12 protein-coding genes and 1 pseudogene are annotated in these 16,537 nt (G+C 71.4%); 6 read left to right on the top strand and 7 right to left on the bottom strand.

The genetic code is table 11. The features are described 5' to 3' along the window. Nucleotides 1-64: 64 nt before the first annotated feature. The 3 genes from ACWEOW_RS23440 to ACWEOW_RS23430 form a co-directional block, all read right to left on the bottom strand. On the bottom strand, nt 65-571 hold the full coding sequence (locus ACWEOW_RS23440; RefSeq protein WP_452271661.1) for a MogA/MoaB family molybdenum cofactor biosynthesis protein: 507 nt from the start codon (nt 569-571) through the stop codon (nt 65-67). Then, on the bottom strand, nt 564-989 hold the full coding sequence (moaC, locus tag ACWEOW_RS23435) for a cyclic pyranopterin monophosphate synthase MoaC (RefSeq protein WP_452271676.1): 426 nt from the start codon (nt 987-989) through the stop codon (nt 564-566). The genes ACWEOW_RS23440 and moaC overlap by 8 nt, the downstream gene beginning before the upstream one ends. A 148-nt stretch (nt 990-1,137) precedes the next feature. Beyond that, complete coding sequence (locus ACWEOW_RS23430) at nt 1,138-3,777, bottom strand: UTP--glucose-1-phosphate uridylyltransferase (protein ID WP_452271660.1); 2,640 nt, start codon at nt 3,775-3,777, stop codon at nt 1,138-1,140. A 59-nt stretch (nt 3,778-3,836) separates the two neighbouring features. Here ACWEOW_RS23430 and ACWEOW_RS23425 point away from each other — a divergent pair, with 59 nt between their 5' ends. Continuing rightward, on the top strand, nt 3,837-4,433 hold the full coding sequence (locus ACWEOW_RS23425) for a 5-formyltetrahydrofolate cyclo-ligase (RefSeq protein WP_452271659.1): 597 nt from the start codon (nt 3,837-3,839) through the stop codon (nt 4,431-4,433). Nucleotides 4,434-4,572: 139 nt separating this feature from the next. Here the strand turns inward: ACWEOW_RS23425 and ACWEOW_RS23420 are convergent, their stop codons facing one another. Next, nucleotides 4,573-7,164 carry a penicillin acylase family protein gene (locus tag ACWEOW_RS23420; RefSeq protein ID WP_452271658.1) on the bottom strand — a complete coding sequence of 864 codons (2,592 nt, stop codon included), beginning with the start codon at nt 7,162-7,164 and terminating at the stop codon, nt 4,573-4,575. A gap of 262 nt (nt 7,165-7,426) precedes the next feature. On the opposite strand from ACWEOW_RS23420, the gene ACWEOW_RS23415 reads away from it, so the two are divergent. After that, nucleotides 7,427-8,950, top strand: coding sequence for a potassium/proton antiporter (locus tag ACWEOW_RS23415; protein WP_452271657.1), 1,524 nt, complete (start codon nt 7,427-7,429; stop codon nt 8,948-8,950). A 45-nt stretch (nt 8,951-8,995) separates the two neighbouring features. After that, a pseudogene (locus ACWEOW_RS23410) lies at nt 8,996-9,139 on the top strand (FmdB family zinc ribbon protein); the annotation flags it as partial. Nucleotides 9,140-9,153: 14 nt separating this feature from the next. Here the strand turns inward: ACWEOW_RS23410 and ACWEOW_RS23405 are convergent. Continuing rightward, on the bottom strand, nt 9,154-9,405 hold the full coding sequence (locus tag ACWEOW_RS23405; protein WP_452271677.1) for a hypothetical protein: 252 nt from the start codon (nt 9,403-9,405) through the stop codon (nt 9,154-9,156). Between the two features lie 67 nt (nt 9,406-9,472). Between ACWEOW_RS23405 and ACWEOW_RS23400 the strand changes: the two genes are divergently transcribed. From ACWEOW_RS23400 to mscL, 3 genes are all read left to right on the top strand, one after another. Further along, a complete protein-coding gene (locus tag ACWEOW_RS23400; RefSeq protein ID WP_452271656.1) occupies nt 9,473-10,399 on the top strand; it encodes an S-methyl-5'-thioadenosine phosphorylase in 927 nt (308 codons plus the stop codon). A gap of 254 nt (nt 10,400-10,653) precedes the next feature. Next, complete coding sequence (locus ACWEOW_RS23395; protein WP_452271655.1) at nt 10,654-11,166, top strand: SAF domain-containing protein; 513 nt, start codon at nt 10,654-10,656, stop codon at nt 11,164-11,166. A gap of 169 nt (nt 11,167-11,335) precedes the next feature. Continuing rightward, entirely contained in the window at nt 11,336-11,743 is a 408-nt protein-coding gene (gene mscL / locus ACWEOW_RS23390; protein WP_452271654.1) for a large conductance mechanosensitive channel protein MscL, read from the top strand. Between the two features lie 104 nt (nt 11,744-11,847). On the opposite strand, the gene ACWEOW_RS23385 is transcribed toward mscL, so the two are convergent. After that, nucleotides 11,848-12,273: a tetratricopeptide repeat protein gene (locus tag ACWEOW_RS23385; protein WP_452271653.1), complete on the bottom strand. Its 426-nt coding sequence runs from the start codon at nt 12,271-12,273 to the stop codon at nt 11,848-11,850. A gap of 90 nt (nt 12,274-12,363) precedes the next feature. Then, on the bottom strand, nt 12,364-16,497 hold the full coding sequence (locus ACWEOW_RS23380; RefSeq protein ID WP_452271652.1) for an AAA domain-containing protein: 4,134 nt from the start codon (nt 16,495-16,497) through the stop codon (nt 12,364-12,366). Between the last annotated feature and the right edge of the window lie 40 nt (nt 16,498-16,537).

Genomic DNA, 16,537 nt, shown 5'->3' with positions numbered 1-16,537 from the left:
TCGGTGCGGGTTCTGCGGTCCGGGCGGGGGTCGAGCATCGCAGGCGCGCTGCGAGACCTAGGGGTCAGTGGTCGCCTCCGCCGATCTGGTCGAGCGCATGGCCGAGGACGGGTTCGAGGACGTCGAGCGCATCCGAGACCCCACCGCGCGAGCCTGGCAGATTGGCCACGAAGGTGCGACCGGCCAGGCCGACGAGGCCGCGCGAGAGCATCGCCGTCGGCACGCCTTTGGCGACGCCCGCCGCCCGGATCGCCTCGGCAACGCCCGGCACGCCCCGGTCGAGCACCGGTGCGGTCTGCTCCGGTGTCACGTCCGCCGGCGTCAGCCCCGTGCCACCGGTCGTCAGCACGACCTCGGGCTCGCTGCCGAGGGCCACCCGAAGCGCCCGCCCGAACTCGTCGCCGTCCGGGACGACCACCGGGTCGCCGACCTCGAACCCCCACTGCCGCAGGCGTTCCACGATGACCGGGCCCGACTTGTCGGCGTAGACCCCGGCCGCGGCGCGCGTGGACGACGTGATGACGACCGCGCGCCGGCCCGCACCGAAGTCGGCCGTCGCGCCGTCACTCATGCCAGTCACCCGAGCGACCGCCGGACTTCGCAGTCACCCTGACATCGGTGATGCGCGCGTGCTTGTCGACTGCCTTGACCATGTCGATGAGAGCCAGGGCCGCGACGGAGACGGCCGTGAGCGCCTCCATCTCGATGCCGGTGCGGTCGGCCGTGCGCACCGTCGCCGCGATGTCGACACCGTCGTCGGCCACGCTCAGGTCGACCGCCACGGCGTGCACCGCGATGGGGTGCGCCAGCGGGATGAGCTCAGGGGTGCGTTTGACCGCCTGGATGCCGGCGATCCGCGCCACCGCCAGAGCGTCACCCTTGGGGACGGTCCCCGAGCGCAGCGCCGCCACCGCGTCCGCCGAGAGCAGCACCCGGCCAGCGGCGCTCGCCTCGCGGGCCGTGACGGCCTTGGCCGACACGTCGACCATGTGGGCGGTGCCGTCGTCGCGCACGTGTGTGAGGCCGGAGACCGGCCGGGCCGGGCTCCCGGTCTCGTCCCCGTATGCCGGGTCGCCCGGGCGCGCCGCATCCGCTGGGTATGCCGGGTCGCCGCCGCGCGCTGGGACCTGCGACACCTCATGCCTCCTTGTCGAGCACCAGCACGTCGACGACCTCACCGGCGACCAGCTCGGTGACCTCCTCGGGGACCACGAACAGCGCATTGGCGCGGGACAGGTCCGCGACGAAGTGCGATCCCTGGCCGGCGACCGGCACCGCGACGAGGGTGCCCTCAGACGACCGTGACACGATGGCCCGGCCGAACTGGCGGCGGCCCCCGAAGGAGCGTACGCCGGAGATCAGGGTGGCCGGACGCAGCCTGCGCTTCTCGGGCGACAGGCGCATGAGCCGGCGCAGGGCCGGGCGCACGAAGACCTCGAACGACACGAACGAGGAGACCGGGTTGCCCGGCAGCGCGAACAGCGGCACCGCCTTGCCACCGGGCCCGCGCAGCAGCCCGAAGCCTTGCGGCTTGCCCGGCTGCATGGCGACCTTGACGAAGTCGATGCCTTCCGAGCGCAGCGCGCTCTTGACGACGTCGTAGGCGCCCATCGAGACGCCGCCGCTGGTGATGACGACGTCGGCCGTCCCGACGACCTCGTCGAGGACGCCGAGCAGCTCGGCATCTGAGTCGCCGACCGCCGCCCGGATCTCGGCCGAGGCGCCCGCGGAGACCGCGGCCGCCCACAGCATCGAGGAGTTCGAGTCGTGGATCTGCCCGGCCCGCAACGGTTTCCCGGGCTCGACGAGCTCGTCGCCCGTGGAGAGCACGACGACGTGAGGACGTCGGTGCACCTCGACGTCCGCGTGGCCACAGGCCGCGAGCAGTGCGATGGTGCGCGGCCCCACGACCTCCCCCGCCGAGACGATGACCTCGCCGGACCGGACGTCCTCACCGGCCGAGCGGACGTAGCGGCCGCGCGGGACCGCGACGCGGCACTCGACCTCACCGGCCGCGGCCCCGTTCGTGTCCTCGACCGCGATGACCGAGTCCGCGCCGGCCGGCATCGGGGCGCCGGTCATGATCCGGGCCGCCTCACCGGGGCCGACGGTGAAGCCGGGCATGGCGCCGGCCGCGACCTCGCCCACGATGCGCAAGCGCACCGGCGACTCTCCCGCGCGCTCGAGCGAGGCGGAGCACACGGCATACCCGTCCATGGAGGAGTTGTCGAAGTGCGGGAGGTTGACCTTGGCACGCACGTCGCGGGCGACGACGAGCCCGAGCGCGTCGATGAGCGGCGTCCACTCCGTGGGAGCCGGCTCGAGAGTCGCGAGGATCGCCTTGAGGTGCTCGTCGACGGTGCGGATCTCGCCGACCTGCCGCTCCTCGGTCGCGGGAGCGGGAAGCTCGCCGAGCACCGAGTCGTCGAGCACGCGGCGGTACCCGTCGATGAGGACCTCCCCCACGCAGCGCACGTTGGCGCCGAACACGGGGTCGCCGATGACGCGCAGGCTCGTGCACTCCTTCATCGACGGGACGCCGTGCGGGAAGCGCTGCTCGAAACCCGGCACGAACCGGTAGGCGGAGTCGAGGTCGACATACGGCTCGGGGCCCTCGGACGCGGCGACGACGTGGTAGCTGCTGTCGAGCGAGAAGAAGTCGGAGCGGATGACGAGCAGGTCGTTGGTGGTCTTCACCGGGCGGAACCGGGTGCGCGGCACCAGGATGACCTCGGACCCCTCGAAGACCTCGATGGCGGTGCCCATCGCCGACTCCATCTGGATGACCTCGGGCGAGCCCGGGTCGGCGGGGTCGACGTTCTTGTGGTTCACCACGATCGGCAGCCCGAGCACGCCCTGCCGCGCGGTCATCCGCTCCCGCAGCATCCGCAGGTCGATCCACACGTTGTTGGCGTTGAACGTGTTGTGCCGCTTGGTGTCGCGGAAGTGCCGCTCCTCGCCCTCGGCCACCATGGCCGTGTCGCGCAGGATCAGGCGGCCGTCGGACCTGCGGACCGCGAAGTGGCCACCCTTGCGGTCGCTCTTGGTGCGCTTGCAGACCTCGGCGACGAAAGGCAGACCGTGCTCGACCATCCACGCCGCGACGTCAGGGTCGCAGGTCGCGCCGAGGTTGTCTGAGTTGGACAGGAAGGCGTAGCGGATCCCCTTGTCCAGCAGGGCATCCAGCACTCCCGACGTGACCAGCGAGACGTAGACGTCGCCATGCCCCGGCGGGCACCACTCGAGCTCGGGGTCGCGGGGCCACTCGACCGGCATGAGGTCGTCGGGCCGGAGCTTGGGCTCGGCGTTCTGGATGAAGTCCAGCGGGAGGCCCTCGACCGGGAGGGTGGGGTACTTGGCGAGGATCTTCAGCGACTCCTCCGACGTGCGGAAGGAGTTCATCAGCACGAGCGGGAGCTCGACGTCCCACCGCTCGCGAAGCGCCAGCACCTGCTGGGCGATGATGTCGAGGAAGGTCAGCCCGTCCTTGACCTCCAGCGCGGACTTGGCGCCCGTCATGCCCATGCCCGTGCCGAGGCCGCCGTTGAGCTTGATGACCGCCGTCTGCGACAGCGCGCGCCGCGCCTCCTCGTCGGTGACGTTGACCTCGCGAAGCGTCTGCACCTCGCCCAGCGGCTCGATGCTCGCCTCGGGGATGGTGCCCTCCGCGCCGCCTTCCAGCTGCCGGTAGTAGTGCTCGAAGACGGTGATCGCTTCTGGCCCGAGGCCCCGCCGGTGCATCAGCTCGACGGCCGCGTGGAGCCCCTGGTCGCTCATGCCCTTCACCTTACGATGGGCCACATGTGCGTCAGCCGAGAGCGACGAATGTGGACGCCGTGAGCCCGGTGAGCAAGCGTGACGTGCGTCACGCCGCACGGGCCAGGCGGCGCGCGCTCGCCGCCACGATGGACCGAGGGGCCGCCGGTGAGGCGATCGCACAGGCCGTCCTCACCCTGCTGACCCGGCCGTCGCGCGTTGCGGCGTACGAGTCACTGCCGGAGGAGCCTCCCACCGGCCGCCTCGTCGAGGCACTGCTCGCCTCCGGGCACGAGGTCATCGTGCCCGTGGTGCTCGAGGACTTCTCCCTCCAGTGGAGGTATGCCGCTGCGGGCACCGTGGGCGACCGCGCGACGGTCACGCGGCACTCAGGACCGCCGAGCGAGGCCGAGCAGGCCAGCTGGCTCGGCTCGGACGCGCTCGCCGGCTGCGACCTCGTCGTGACCCCGGGGCTCTCGGTCGACGAGCACGGCGTGCGTCTCGGCCAGGGCGGCGGGTGCTACGACCGGGCGCTGGTGCACCGCCGCCCGGACGCGCTCGTCATCGCGCTGCTCCACGAGGGCGAGCAGAGCGCCACCGACCTGCCTCACGACGAGCACGACCTGCCGGTGGACGGCTACCTCACGACAGCGGGCCGCTTCGTCCGCCTCCGCTGAGGCGCCGCTAGGGCCCCCACACCGCTCGGTCGGGGCCGTTGGACCGCCACGACAGCGCATGCGACCCGGCCGCTGCCCGCTGCCCTCGGGGCTGGGCTTGGTGGCGGTCCGTGAGGCCCGCCGGGCACGCCGGCTCAGCTCAGGGCGTCGGCGTGCCTGGTGGCACGAGCGTCAGCTCGTCCTGGGTCGCGTCGGCCACCGCGGTCTGGCTGAACTGCCACGGGAACGTCTCGTTGGCCGCCCAGGCGTCGATCTGGTCGGAGTAGTTGTCGTCGTAGGCGTGACCGGACTGGCCCGTGGAGTTGACCCAGGTCGAGTGGTCGAAGTCGGACAGGTCGACCACCATGCGCATCGACGGCCCGGCCGTGACGTCGTATCCCGGCAGCGAGGCGTTCCACGAGTTGGCGTTGACGATGGAGTTGCCGCCGCCGAGCTCGATGCCGCCGCGGTTGAAGATGTCCTGGACGAGCGTCGGCACGGAGTCCGTGCCCATCACCGGGTGCTTGAGGTTGAGCTGGTGCAGGCGGCCCCAACGCCACGATGACGGCACCTTGCCCAGCTCGCGCGCAAGGTCCAGCCGGGCCTCGACGAGCGCCCGCTTCAGGATCTCGCCCGCACCCTCGGTGACGCCCGGGGTGGTCTTGTCGTCCCACCAGTCGTTCTTCGGGTCCTTGAGCAGCTGCTCGATGACGATCATCCAGCGGCTGCCGCCGTCGGGTGCGATCTCGGGCGGGAGCTCGTCGAAGGTGTACTCCAGCAGGTGCTTCCACACCGCGTTGTAGTAGGCAGCGGAGGCCGAGTCGCGCGACTTGTCGTTGGGCTGGTTGCCGTCCCAGCCGCTGAGCAGGCGCTGGGCCTGGGCGGTGAAGTCGTCGACCTGGACGGCGAGCAGCCGCTCGACGAGGCCCGGCGCATAGGTGTTGTGGGTGTCGCCCTGGATCTGGGTCATCTGCTCGGGCGACACCTTCGCAGTCGCGGAGAGCAGCGAGCGGATCCGTTGGGCACGGAAGCCGTAGTCCCACTCCGAGGTGAGGAAGGGGGTCGGGCTGGCGGTGACCGCCTGGTTCGCCGTGACGATGAAGCCCTCGGGAGGGTCGTAGGTGCTCGGCAGGTCGTCGAACTTCACGTAGCCCTTCCAGTCCCACTGGCTGTCCCAGCCGGGCGCCGGCCAGAAGCCGGGCGGCGAGCCGGGCGTCGCGGAGCGCCGGACCGGGATCATGCCGGGTGCCTGGTAGCCGATGTGACCCGAGGTGTCGGCGTAGACGAGGTTCTGAGACGGGACGGAGAACAGGGCGGCCGCCTTGCGGAAGTCCGACCAGTTCTGGGCCCGGTTGAGCGCGAAGATCGCATCGCCGGTCGTGCCCGGCGTCAGCGCGGTCCACGCCAGCGACACGGCGAAGTGGTTGGCCTGTGGAGCCCCGCGGACCACGACCCGGTCCCCGGCTTCGTCGACGTCGGAGACCGCGTCGGACAGGATCGGACCGTGCACCGTGCTGCGCACCGTGATCGTCACGTCGGCGCCGCCGGCGACCTTGATCGTCTCCTGGTGCTTCTCGATGCGGGCCGCGAGGCCGTCCCGCAGGTAGGTGTCGCCGGTGACCTGCTCGAGGTAGAAGTCGGTGACGTCGGGGCCGAGGTTGGTCACCCCCCAGGCGATCTTCTGGTTGTGCCCGACGACGACGCCGGGCACCCCGGAGAACGTGAAGCCGGACACCTGGAACGGGCACGACTGTGTCACCTGTCGGCACTGGAGGTTGACCTGCGTCCAGATCCCCGGGATCGACAGGGACAGGTGCGGGTCGTTGGCGAGCAGTGGCTTGCCCGTCGTCGTCCGCGAGCCCGAGACCACCCAGGAGTTGGACCCGATGTCGGACCCGCGGCCCAAGGTCGTGGGCACGGCGTCGACAGTCTTGATCGCCGAGTCGATCGCCGACTGCCCGCCGGCCGTGTGCAGCTGCTTCCAGACGGCAGGGACGGCGCTGGCGGCCTGGTCGTCCGCCGAGGCCGACGGCTGCCAGTCCTGGTCGGACAGGATCGGCTGGTTGCGGTCGACCGGGTAGGGCGGGTAGAGCATGAGGATCTGCTTGATCGACTTGGTGTTGCCGCGCGAGAGCTTGGCGCGCGCCAGCTCGTCCTTGTAGTCACCCCGCAGGTCCCAGGCCATGGCCTTGAGCCAGGCCAGCGAGTCGACCGGGCTCCAGGGCTCGACGCGGTAGCTGGGGTTGGTGCGCTGCAGGAAGGTGTACTCCAGCGACATCTTCTCCGGTGACTCGGCCTGCCGGATGTAGGCGTTGACACCGTCGGCGTAGGCCTGGAGGTACTGCCTGGTCTCCGGCGCGAGCTTGGGAAGCTCCTGCTCGGCCACCCGGCGCCAGCCCATCGTGCGGATCGCCCGGTCGCTGTCGATCCCCGCGCTGCCCACGAGCTCGGACAGGCGTCCGGCGGTGATGTGCCGGCGCAGGTCCATCTCGAAGAACCGGTCCTGCGCGCTGACGAACCCCTGCGCCCGGAAGAGGTCCGTCGCGTTCTCCGCCGTGATCGTCGGGATGCCGTGGTCGTCGCGCTGCACGGTGACCGTGCTCGTCAGGCCCTCGATCTGGAGCTGGCCCGTCGCCTGCGGGAACGACTGCCGCACGATCGAGATGCCGAGGATCCCGACCCCGACCATCGCCATGACGAGCAGGACGGCGATGAACAGGGCGATGCGGCTGGCGCGCTTCAAGCGTGGCACGCAAAGAGCCTAGGGCACCGTCAGGACCGCACCCGCCCGCCTCTCCACAGGCGCGCCGAGCCGCATCTGAGTCATCGAGAGGGCCGCCACGGGCAAAGCCGGCGTGCGAGGTGACCCGGCCTGACGGCATACGGAACGGGGGCTCGGCCCCCTCGAATGCCCGGGAGCGACCCCCTCGCCCGGCTCCCCGCCCGGCTCGCGGACGGCACCCGGCCGCGCCCCGACGGGATGGTTGGATTGGCAGACACCTCAGGAGCCGCCCGTGATCTCGCTCGCGTCCAGCACGTCGCCGGGGATGAGCCTCGACGACCTGACGCGTGTGCTGCTGCTCGGCTCGCTGGTCCTGCTCGTGGCCGTCGCAGCGGTGCGGCTCTCCGTTCGATCGGGCCTGCCGTCCCTGCTCATCTACCTCGGCCTCGGGATCGCCCTCGGGAGCTCGAGCCCCGTCGGGATCGACTTCAACAGCCCGCCGATCACGCGGTTGCTCGGCTACGCCGCGCTGGTGCTCATCCTCGCCGAGGGCGGACTGACGACGTCGTGGGACAACATCCGGCAGTCGATCGCGCCCGCCGCGGTGCTGGCGACCCTCGGTGTCGTCGTGTCCGTGGCCGTGGTGGCCGTCGCTGCCCACACGTTCCTGCCGCTGGACTGGACCACCTCGCTGCTCATCGGCGCCATCATCTCCTCGACCGACGCCGCCGCAGTCTTCGCCGTGCTGCGCAACGTCCCTTTGCCGAAACGCATCTCGGGCATGCTCGAGGCCGAGTCCGGCTTCAACGACGCCCCGGTCGTCATCCTCGTCGTCGCCTTCACTGCCCAAGGTCTACCGGGTGCGGAGATCGAGCCCTGGTACCACCTGCTCGGCATGGCGACGCTCGAGCTCGCCGGTGGTGCGGTCGTGGGCATCGCCATCGGCTGGCTCGGCGGCCAGGTGCTGCGCCGGGTCGCGGGCGGGTCGTCCGCTCTCTTCTCGATCGGTGTCATCGCGCTCACCGTGCTCGCGTATGCCGTGGGCGCCGCCTTCCACGTCTCCGGCTTCCTCGCGACGTACCTGGCGGCACTCGTGCTGGCCAACATGGGCCTGCCGAACCGGACGGCCTTCCAGAGCTTCGCCACGGCACTGGGCTGGATCGCCCAGATCGGGCTGTTCGTGATGCTCGGGCTGCTCGCCGACCCCGCCCGGCTCGACGAACAGCTCCGCAACGCTCTCGTCATCGGCATCGTGCTCCTGCTCGTCGCGCGGCCCCTGTCGGTGATGGCCTCCACCACGTGGTTCCGGGTGCCCTGGCGCGACCAGGCGTTCCTGTCGTGGGCGGGCCTGCGTGGGGCCGTGCCCGTCGTGCTCGCCACCGTGCCGCTGACCTCGCATCCCGCAGACACCCGGTGGGTCTTCGACCTCGTCTTCATGCTGGTCGTGATCTTCACGATCGTGCAGGGCCCGACGCTGCCGTGGGTCGCGCGGCGGCTCGGACTCACCGAGCAGGTCCACTCGGTCGACGTCGACCTCGAGAGCACCTCGCTCATCGAGATCGGGGCCGACGTCCTGCAGGTCAGCGTCGGTCACGAGTCGCGACTGCACGGCGTCGCGATCTTCGAGCTGCGGCTGCCCCGCGGAGCCATGGTCACCCTCGTGGTGCGTGAGGGTGAGAGCTTCGTGCCCGAGCCGCACACGACGGTCAAGCACGGCGACAAGCTGCTCGTCGTGACCACCAGCCGGGCGCGGGCCCGCACTGAGCAGCGCATCCGCGCCATCAGCCGTGGCGGTCGACTCGCCGGGTGGCCGTAAACTGGTCCCCGGTCCACTTCTCCCCCGACGCCTGAGGTCCCACCTATGCCCACGTACTCCTATGCGTGCCCCGAGTGCGGTCACGCCTTCGACATCCGCCAGTCGTTCTCGGACGACGCCCTGACGGTGTGCCCGGAGTGCGGTGCCACGACGCTGCGCAAGGTGATCCACCCGGTCGGGATCGCGTTCAAGGGGTCGGGCTTCTACAAGACCGACTCGCGCGCTGGTGCCGGGTCGGGCGCGAGCTCGGACGGCTCGCCTGAGAAGAAGGAGTCCGTCGGCGCGACCACGGGCTCGTCCGACGGCTCGTCGTCGAGCTCCTCCGCGGGCGACTCGTCACCGTCGTCGGGCGCCCCGTCGACGTCCTCGTCGTCGAACGGCACCTCTGGGTCGTCCTCGTCCTCCGGGTCGTCCGGGTCGTCCACGATGGCGTCGTCCACAACCGCCTGACCCACGGGACGGTTGTCCCCAGCCTCGCCGTATGCCGGTGGGCACCCTTCGTGCCCGTCCTAGGCTTCCAGCATGACGACTCACACGAGCGGAGCCAGCGCAGCGGCCGAGGGTGAACCCACCGCGACCGAGGGCGAGCCCACCGGAGCGGCCGAGCCCGGCCACGACGCGGCCGGCGGCCCCCGAGCCGAGATCGGCGTGATCGGCGGGTCCGGGCTCTATGACTTCCTCGAGGACTACGAGACGGTCGAGATCGACACGCCGTTCGGGCCGCCCAGCGACCCGCTCGTCATCGGCGAGGTCGAGGGTCGGCCGGTCGCCTTCGTCGCGCGTCACGGCAAGGGACACCGCTTCGCGCCCCATCAGGTCAACTACCGCGCCAACCTCTGGGCGCTGCGTGCCGTCGGGGTTCGACAGGTGCTGGCTCCGTGCGCGGTCGGGTCGCTGCTCCCGGAGCACGGGCCCGGCACCGTCGTCGTGCCGGACCAGATCGTCGACCGCACGTGGGGCCGGGCTCACACCTTCTACGAGGGCGAGGGCCCCGTGGTGCACGTCGCCTTCGCCGACCCGTACTGCCCCAACGGTCGCCAGGTCGCGGTCGATGCCGCACGGCTCTCCGGCCTCGATGTCGTGTCCGACGGCACGCTCGTGGTCATCAACGGGCCTCGTTTCTCCACGCGGGCCGAGTCCCTGGCGAACCAAGCGGCCGGCTTCGCCATCATCGGGATGACGACCATGCCGGAGGCCGGCCTCGCCAGGGAGCTGGCAATGTGTTTCACGACGATCGCCATGGTCACCGATCATGACGCCGGGGTCGAGGGCGGCGATGCGGTCACCCACGAGGAGGTGCTTCGCGTCTTCGCGACCAATGTCGAGCACCTCAAGGGCCTGCTGAAGGATGCGATCGGCCAGATGCCTGCGCACGAGGCCGACGACGTGGCGACCTGCCCGTGCCGCCGCAGCCTCGACGGCATCGAGCTGCCATTCGCGCTCCCCTGATGACGGCCCGGAGCAACGGGGTCGCAGCCGAAGTCGGGGTCGCCCGCCGTCGCCACCGTGAGCGCCGGTCACGACCCGACCGTGGCGACCGTGGACGCCGGTCACGACCGGACCGTGCCACGTGGCCGAACGGTCCGCGCCGGCGCGCCGCCCGGCGGGCCCGGGCTCGGCGGTCGATAGCCGCGGCACTTGCCGCGGTAGCCGGGTTCGTCGCGCTGAACGCCCTGTCACCACGCGCGGCCGGCGGTGCCGGGGTGCCCACCGTGGTGATGGTCCATGACGTCGCCGCCGGCGTGGTCGTCGGCGCCGACGACGTCTCTGTGGTCCCTCGACCTGACGGCCAGCGTCCCGATGCCGCGTTCTCGACGGTCGCCGACGTCGTCGGTCGCACGGCAGCGAGCCCGCTGGCCGCGCGGGAGGTCGTGACGCGGGCGCGGCTCATCGGCAGCGGCATCCTCGCCGACCAGCCCGACGACCGCGTGGCCATGAGCGTCCCCGTCCTCGATGTCGAGGGCGTTGGAGTTCAGCCTGGGAGCCGCGTCGACCTGTTCGCCACTGGCTCCGGCCGGCTCGCTGCGAGCGACGCCGTCGTGCTCGCTGTCCGCGGCGGCACCGACGGCTCCGGTCTCGGACGCTCCGCGCCGCCGCAGGTCACCCTGGCCCTGACGCCACAGGCCGCGGGTGATGTGGCCCGAAGTCTGAGCGCCCTCGAGGCGGGCCAGATCTTCGTCGTCGCGATCCGGCATTCGGCAACTGGATCCCAGTAGGCTCGACGCAACCGCAAGTGACGCACTACGGGTCACGGTCGTGCACCTCGTGCACACGGGACGCAGTCAGAAGCACACAGACCAGTCGGCATGTGCGATCGGGCGCGAAGGCGCGTCGCGGGCGCCGCTGCCACACCCGGGTTACGGGTGTGCACAGAAAGGGACCTTCATGATCAAGGGCTTCAAGGACTTCCTGATGCGCGGGAACGTCATCGACCTCGCGGTCGCGGTGGTCATCGGCGCAGCGTTCACCAAGCTGATCAACGCGATCGTCGACGGCTTGATCAACCCGCTCATCGCCGCGATCTTCGGCAAGCCCCAGCTGGATCAGCTCTGGCAGTTCACGATCAACGGCTCGAAATTCTCGATCGGCCTCATCCTCTCGGCGGCCTTCACCTTCATCTGCGTCGCCGCAGCCATCTACTTCGTCATCATCCTGCCCGTGAACAAGCTCGCCGAGATGCGCAAGCGCGGTGAGGAGCCGGAGCCTGCGGCTCCGTCCGAGGAGATCCTCCTGCTCACCGAGATCCGCGACGCGCTGCGCGCCACCCCGCGCGGACCCGCTCAGGTCGAGTGAGCGCGCAGCCACACCAGCCCCAGCGCCATTCCAGGCGCCGATCCGGATGAAAGTGGCCACTCGATGTGCTTCTGCACGTCGAGTGGCCACGTCGTGATGCGCGGTCAGGCCCGCGGGGCCGTCTCCTCAACCTCGGTGCCGGTGGGGGCGCCGTAGGCGTCGGGGCGCTCGTAGCCACCGAGGATCTCGGCGAGCGCCAGGGGCTGCGCGGCCTCGGAGTGCCGGCCGGCCCGCTGCAAGGTTCGCCCGAGCAGCAGGTGCGCGTAGGCGTCGGCCGGAGACTCCTCCACGATCCGGCGCAGAGTGGACTCGGCTCGGCCCAGCTGGGCCGAGTGGAAGTAGGCACGGGCGAGCAGCAGGCGCAGGTCGGTCGTGGCGTGCAGCAGCGAGTCGCCCTGCTGGACGGTGTCCGTGCCGGGCGACTCCACCTCGTCGACGAGCTCGGCCAGCGCCGTCGCAGCGGCGAGGTGGTCGCCGCGCTCGAAGAGGCCCTGCGCCCACGAGAGGCGCAGCTCAAAGGGGGTCGTCATGTTCATGCCGCCATCAACGCCCCACACCCGAACGGCATTCCATCCGACGGGGTCAGCCGAAGCGAGCCGCCGCACGGGCGACCGAGGAGCTCACTCGTAGTGCGGTGGGCGCTGCTCCTGAAGCCAGCGGTCCCGCTCGTGGTCGGAGCCGGCGGACTCGCTCCAGCCCGTCTCGGTGTCGTCGCGGCTGCGCCCGGCCGACCTCCGCGCCTGCAGCGCCTCTGCCTCGGCCTCACCCGCGGCGCCGGTGCCCTTGCGGAAGACCCGACGCCGCTTTCGGCGCGCGGGCTCGGTGGGTGCGGCTGGGTTGTCGGGATCGACGGAGTCACGTGACGGGTCGGGTCGCACGCTTCCGTTCACCTTCGCGGGCAAGCCGGCGGCATCCGTCCCCGCGTTGGCCATGACCCGCTCGACCGGCTCGACCGGCTCGACCGGCTCGACCGGCTCGACCGGCTCGATCGGCTCGGCCGGTGGGGGCATCGCCGCGCGCGCGAGGTTCAGCAGCCGCGACATCTCGCGGGCCGGGTCCCGGAACAGGTCCGTGGTCCAGACCCGCTCGTGCGTCCAACCGAGCCGGGCGAGCTGCTCGGGGCGCAGGCGGTCACGGTCGCGCGTGCTGCGCAGGGCGGCATACCGTACTCCGTCGGTCTCGACGGCAACGAGCGCGCGGCCGCGGTGGTAGGGGTCCTCGATGGCAAGGTCGATGCGGTGGTGAGCCGAGCCGAAGTCCTCGTGGACGGTCAGCCCTTCGCGGCGGAGCCGCTCGGCGAGGTCGCGGCGGATCGGGTCGGCCGTCGTGGGCGCGGCAGCGGACAGCGTGCCTTCGTCGCCGGTACCGCCGCGGGCCTCCGCATACCGGAGGTAGTCGCGAAGCATGAGCGCCCCCCGGGCCTTGAGCCGGGAGGGGTCGAGGTCGGCGGCGCGCAGCGCGGACACGACGGTCATGCGGACACGCGCTCGGGTGATGGCGACGTTGAGGCGCCGCTCGCCACCGTCGATGTTGAGGGGGCCGAAGCGGTGGAGCACCCTGCCGTGCGGGGTCTTGCCGTAGCCGATCGACAGGATGATCGCGTCGCGCTCGTCGCCCTGGACCCGCTCGAGGTTCTTGACGAAGAAGCGCTCCTCACGGTCGTCGTCGAAGAAGTCGGCCAGCTCCGGCGCATCGCGCAGCGCGTCGGTGACCGCGTCGTCGAGCCGCTGGGCGTGCCGGATGCCGAGGGCGATGACGCCGAGCGACTCGTTCGGCCGCGTCCGTGCGTGCTGCAGGACGAGCTCGACGACCCGCGCAACCTCGGTCTCTGTCGTCTCGATGGTGTCGACGCCCGGCTGCACCTCCGCCTGTCCGTCGACGGGCTCGAACGTCACGGACGACTCGATCGATGTGCCGGGGAAGGTGGTCAGGCGGTCTTCGTACATCGTGCGGTTCGCGAAGGCGATGAGCCGCTCGTCTCGGCTGCGGTAGTGCCACGAGAGGTTCCGGGTGGGCAGCGCAGCGGCGAGCACGTCGAGGACCGACTCGAAGCCCTCGGTGAGGGTCTCGTCCGAGCCGGCCGAGACGGCGTACTCGTCGTCCGACACGACGGTGAAGAAGTTCGTCGGCGGGAGCTGCCGCTCGTCCCCGGAGACGACGACCTGTCGGGCCCGCGAGATCGCCGAGATCGCCTGGGCGGGTTGCACCTGCGAGGCCTCGTCGAAGATGACGACGTCGAACCAGCGCCCAGGCGGCAGGGTCGAGGCGACGACGAGGGGGCTCATCGCCCAGCACGGCTTGATCGCCGTCAGCGCAGTGGAGGCCTGCGGCATGAGGTCACGCAGCGGCTTGTGGCGGCGGGCCTTGCCCGCTTCGGCGCGGACCAGTGCCTCCTGGGCGGGGTTGTCGGCGAGCACCTCCCTGATGTTGCGCGCGACGGCCCACCTCACCCGCTCGACGGTCGCGGCCTGGTGGGCCCGGTCGGCGTCGACGAACTCGCCGACGTAGCGTCGCAGGCCGGCGCCATGGTGGGCGCCGTACGCCGGGTCGCGGACCGTGATCTCCTGGGTCAGCGACGCCCACCAGACGTGGTCGACCTCCGCCGTGACCTGCTCGGGCGGTATGCCGCGTCGGGCGAGGTCGTCGATGAGGGGGCCGAGCCCAGCGGCGCGGAGCTCGTCGAGAGTGTTGGTCACCTGCGGGAGTACGGCGATGCGCTCAGGCCGGCTCGCGAGCATGGCGAGGGTGCCACGCAGCTGGTCGAGCGGCATCGCGGCCAGCCCGGGGGTGCCCGGTGCCCGCTGCAGCCGGACGTCGAGCCACTCGAGGTCGCCGGTGATGCCGGCGAGCAGGGTGAGGCCCTCGTCGAGACGGGGTGAGATCTCGGGCCGGCCACCGCCGCCGACGAGGGCGTACCACTGCTGGCGTTGCTCGCTCGCGGCGACCAGCTCGTCGTGGAGGTTGGCGGGTGGGCGTCCGGGGCGCAGCAGCCGGCGGGTCTGCCGCCGGATCCGCCAGCGGTCGAGCCAGCCCATCTCGACGCCGCGGGCCTCGCGCCAGTCGCGCGTCGAGGTGGCGGCGATGTGCTCATTGAGTGGGATGTCGAAGACCTCGGGCCGGAACACTTCGAGCGTCTCGCTCACCTTCGACATGGTCTCGAAGGCTGTCTGCCACTCTGTGAGCGAATGTGTCTCGGGGACACGGGATTCCGCGAGGATCTCGTTGAGGCGCCGCCCGACGTCTTCGAGGCCGGTGCTGCCGTGTCGCGTCGTGATGTCAAGTGCGCGGGCGGCCTCGTCGGGAGTGAGGATGCGGGCGCCGAACCAGGGGTCGTCGCCGTCCTGGCTCCAGGCGCCGAGCCCCGCCGCGTCGCGCAGCCGCCTGCCGAGCTCGACCGCACGGGCCCGGCTGAGCCCGGCGAGGTCGCCACTGCCCAGGCGGACGTGCGACATCGGCGGAGGCTTGCGCGTGCCGAGGTCGACGAGCGCCTCCTGGGCCTGGTGGGCGGACACCCCCCACGGGTCGCGTATGCCGTGCAGTGCCTTGATGTGTCCCTGAAGTCGCGCACGACTCTCCTCGAGAGTCGCCGTGGTGGCGTCGTGCGGCGCGACGGTGTTGTCGACTGCAGCATCGAGCGATCGCGCGAACTGCTGGGCGGTGGCGCGCTTGTTGGTGGGGCCGTCGTACGCGTCGAGGACCAGGTCGCCGAGGCCGAGGCGGTCGAGCCGGCCGACGACCGCGTCGATGGCGGCGCGTTTCTCGGCGACGAAGAGCGTCGACTTGCCCTCGGCCGCGAGTGCGGCGATGAGGTTGGCGATGGTCTGGGACTTGCCGGTGCCCGGGGGCCCCTTGATGACGAGGTGCGCGCCTGCGCGGACGGCGTCGATGGCGGCCTGCTGCGACGAGTCGGCGTCGAGCACGAGGTACTCGTGCTCCGGGTCGGCGTCTGGCTCGCCCTCCGGGAGCCGCAGCCGGACCGCCGCGAGGGCTGACGCGTCGCCGGCCAGTGAGGCGACGACATCGTGGTTGGCCAGCGAGTCTCCTTGCAGCGCAAGGTCGGCCACCATCGGCAGCTTGGCGTACGAGAACGTCCCGAGCACGAGGCGCGGCGCGATCGCGAAGTCGGCGACGCGTTCGCACTCGTGTCCGAGAGCGGCATACGCGGGATAGGGGTCGAAGGAGTTGCCGACGGTCGCGAGGTCGGCCAGCGCGTCGCCGTCGATCTCGATGCCCTGTTCGGACCTGAGGTACTCGCGCAGGACGGGGTTGAACTCGACCTCGGGACCGAGGTCGATGATGAAGTCGTCCTGGGCGGCCCCGGTCGGCTTGAGCACGCAGGGCCGCAGCAGCACCGGCGCGGCCGGGGGCCGGGCGGCACGGGGGACGGACCAGGTGGCCATGCCGATCGAGATGAAGGCGGCGGCGATGCCGCGCTCCTCACGCAGCTCGAGAGCCTTGGCCCGGATCGCGCGGGCGCGCCGACGGGCTTCGGCCAGCGCCTGGGGCTCACGGACCAGGTCGGACAGGCGCGTCTGGCGTCCGGCGAGGAGCATCGAGACGCCGCCGGGGTGCGCCGTGGTGAGGTCGAGCGTCCCGGACGGGAGGTCGCGGTACCACAGGAGGGTGTTGCGTCCACCGAGGTCGACGAGGGTGCGCTGCCAGACCTTCACCGCCGCGGCGACGCGGTCGGCCCGCGGATCGCCCGTGGTCGACTCGGCCGGGAGGGCAGGGTCGGTCCGGGGGGCTTCCGTCATTCCAGAAGGCTAACGAACCTTGGTGCCCCCGCAGTGGACC

The sequence above is a fragment of the Monashia sp. NPDC004114 genome, from assembly GCF_053603855.1.
Note: the sequence above shows the minus strand (reverse complement) of the source record. Positions and strands in the feature narration are given on the sequence as shown.

Bases quoted from the DNA above. Each gene is read 5' to 3' on its own strand.
- ACWEOW_RS23440 (WP_452271661.1), bottom strand. From the start codon at position 571: ATGAGTGACGGCGCGACGGCCGACTTCGGTGCGGGCCGGCGCGCGGTC.
- moaC (WP_452271676.1), bottom strand. From the start codon at position 989: ATGGTCGACGTGTCGGCCAAGGCCGTCACGGCCCGCGAGGCGAGCGCC.
- ACWEOW_RS23430 (WP_452271660.1), bottom strand. From the start codon at position 3,777: ATGAGCGACCAGGGGCTCCACGCGGCCGTCGAGCTGATGCACCGGCGG.
- ACWEOW_RS23400 (WP_452271656.1), top strand. From the start codon at position 9,473: ATGACGACTCACACGAGCGGAGCCAGCGCAGCGGCCGAGGGTGAACCC.
- mscL (WP_452271654.1), top strand. From the start codon at position 11,336: ATGATCAAGGGCTTCAAGGACTTCCTGATGCGCGGGAACGTCATCGAC.
- ACWEOW_RS23385 (WP_452271653.1), bottom strand. From the start codon at position 12,273: ATGACGACCCCCTTTGAGCTGCGCCTCTCGTGGGCGCAGGGCCTCTTC.
- ACWEOW_RS23380 (WP_452271652.1), bottom strand. From the start codon at position 16,497: ATGACGGAAGCCCCCCGGACCGACCCTGCCCTCCCGGCCGAGTCGACC.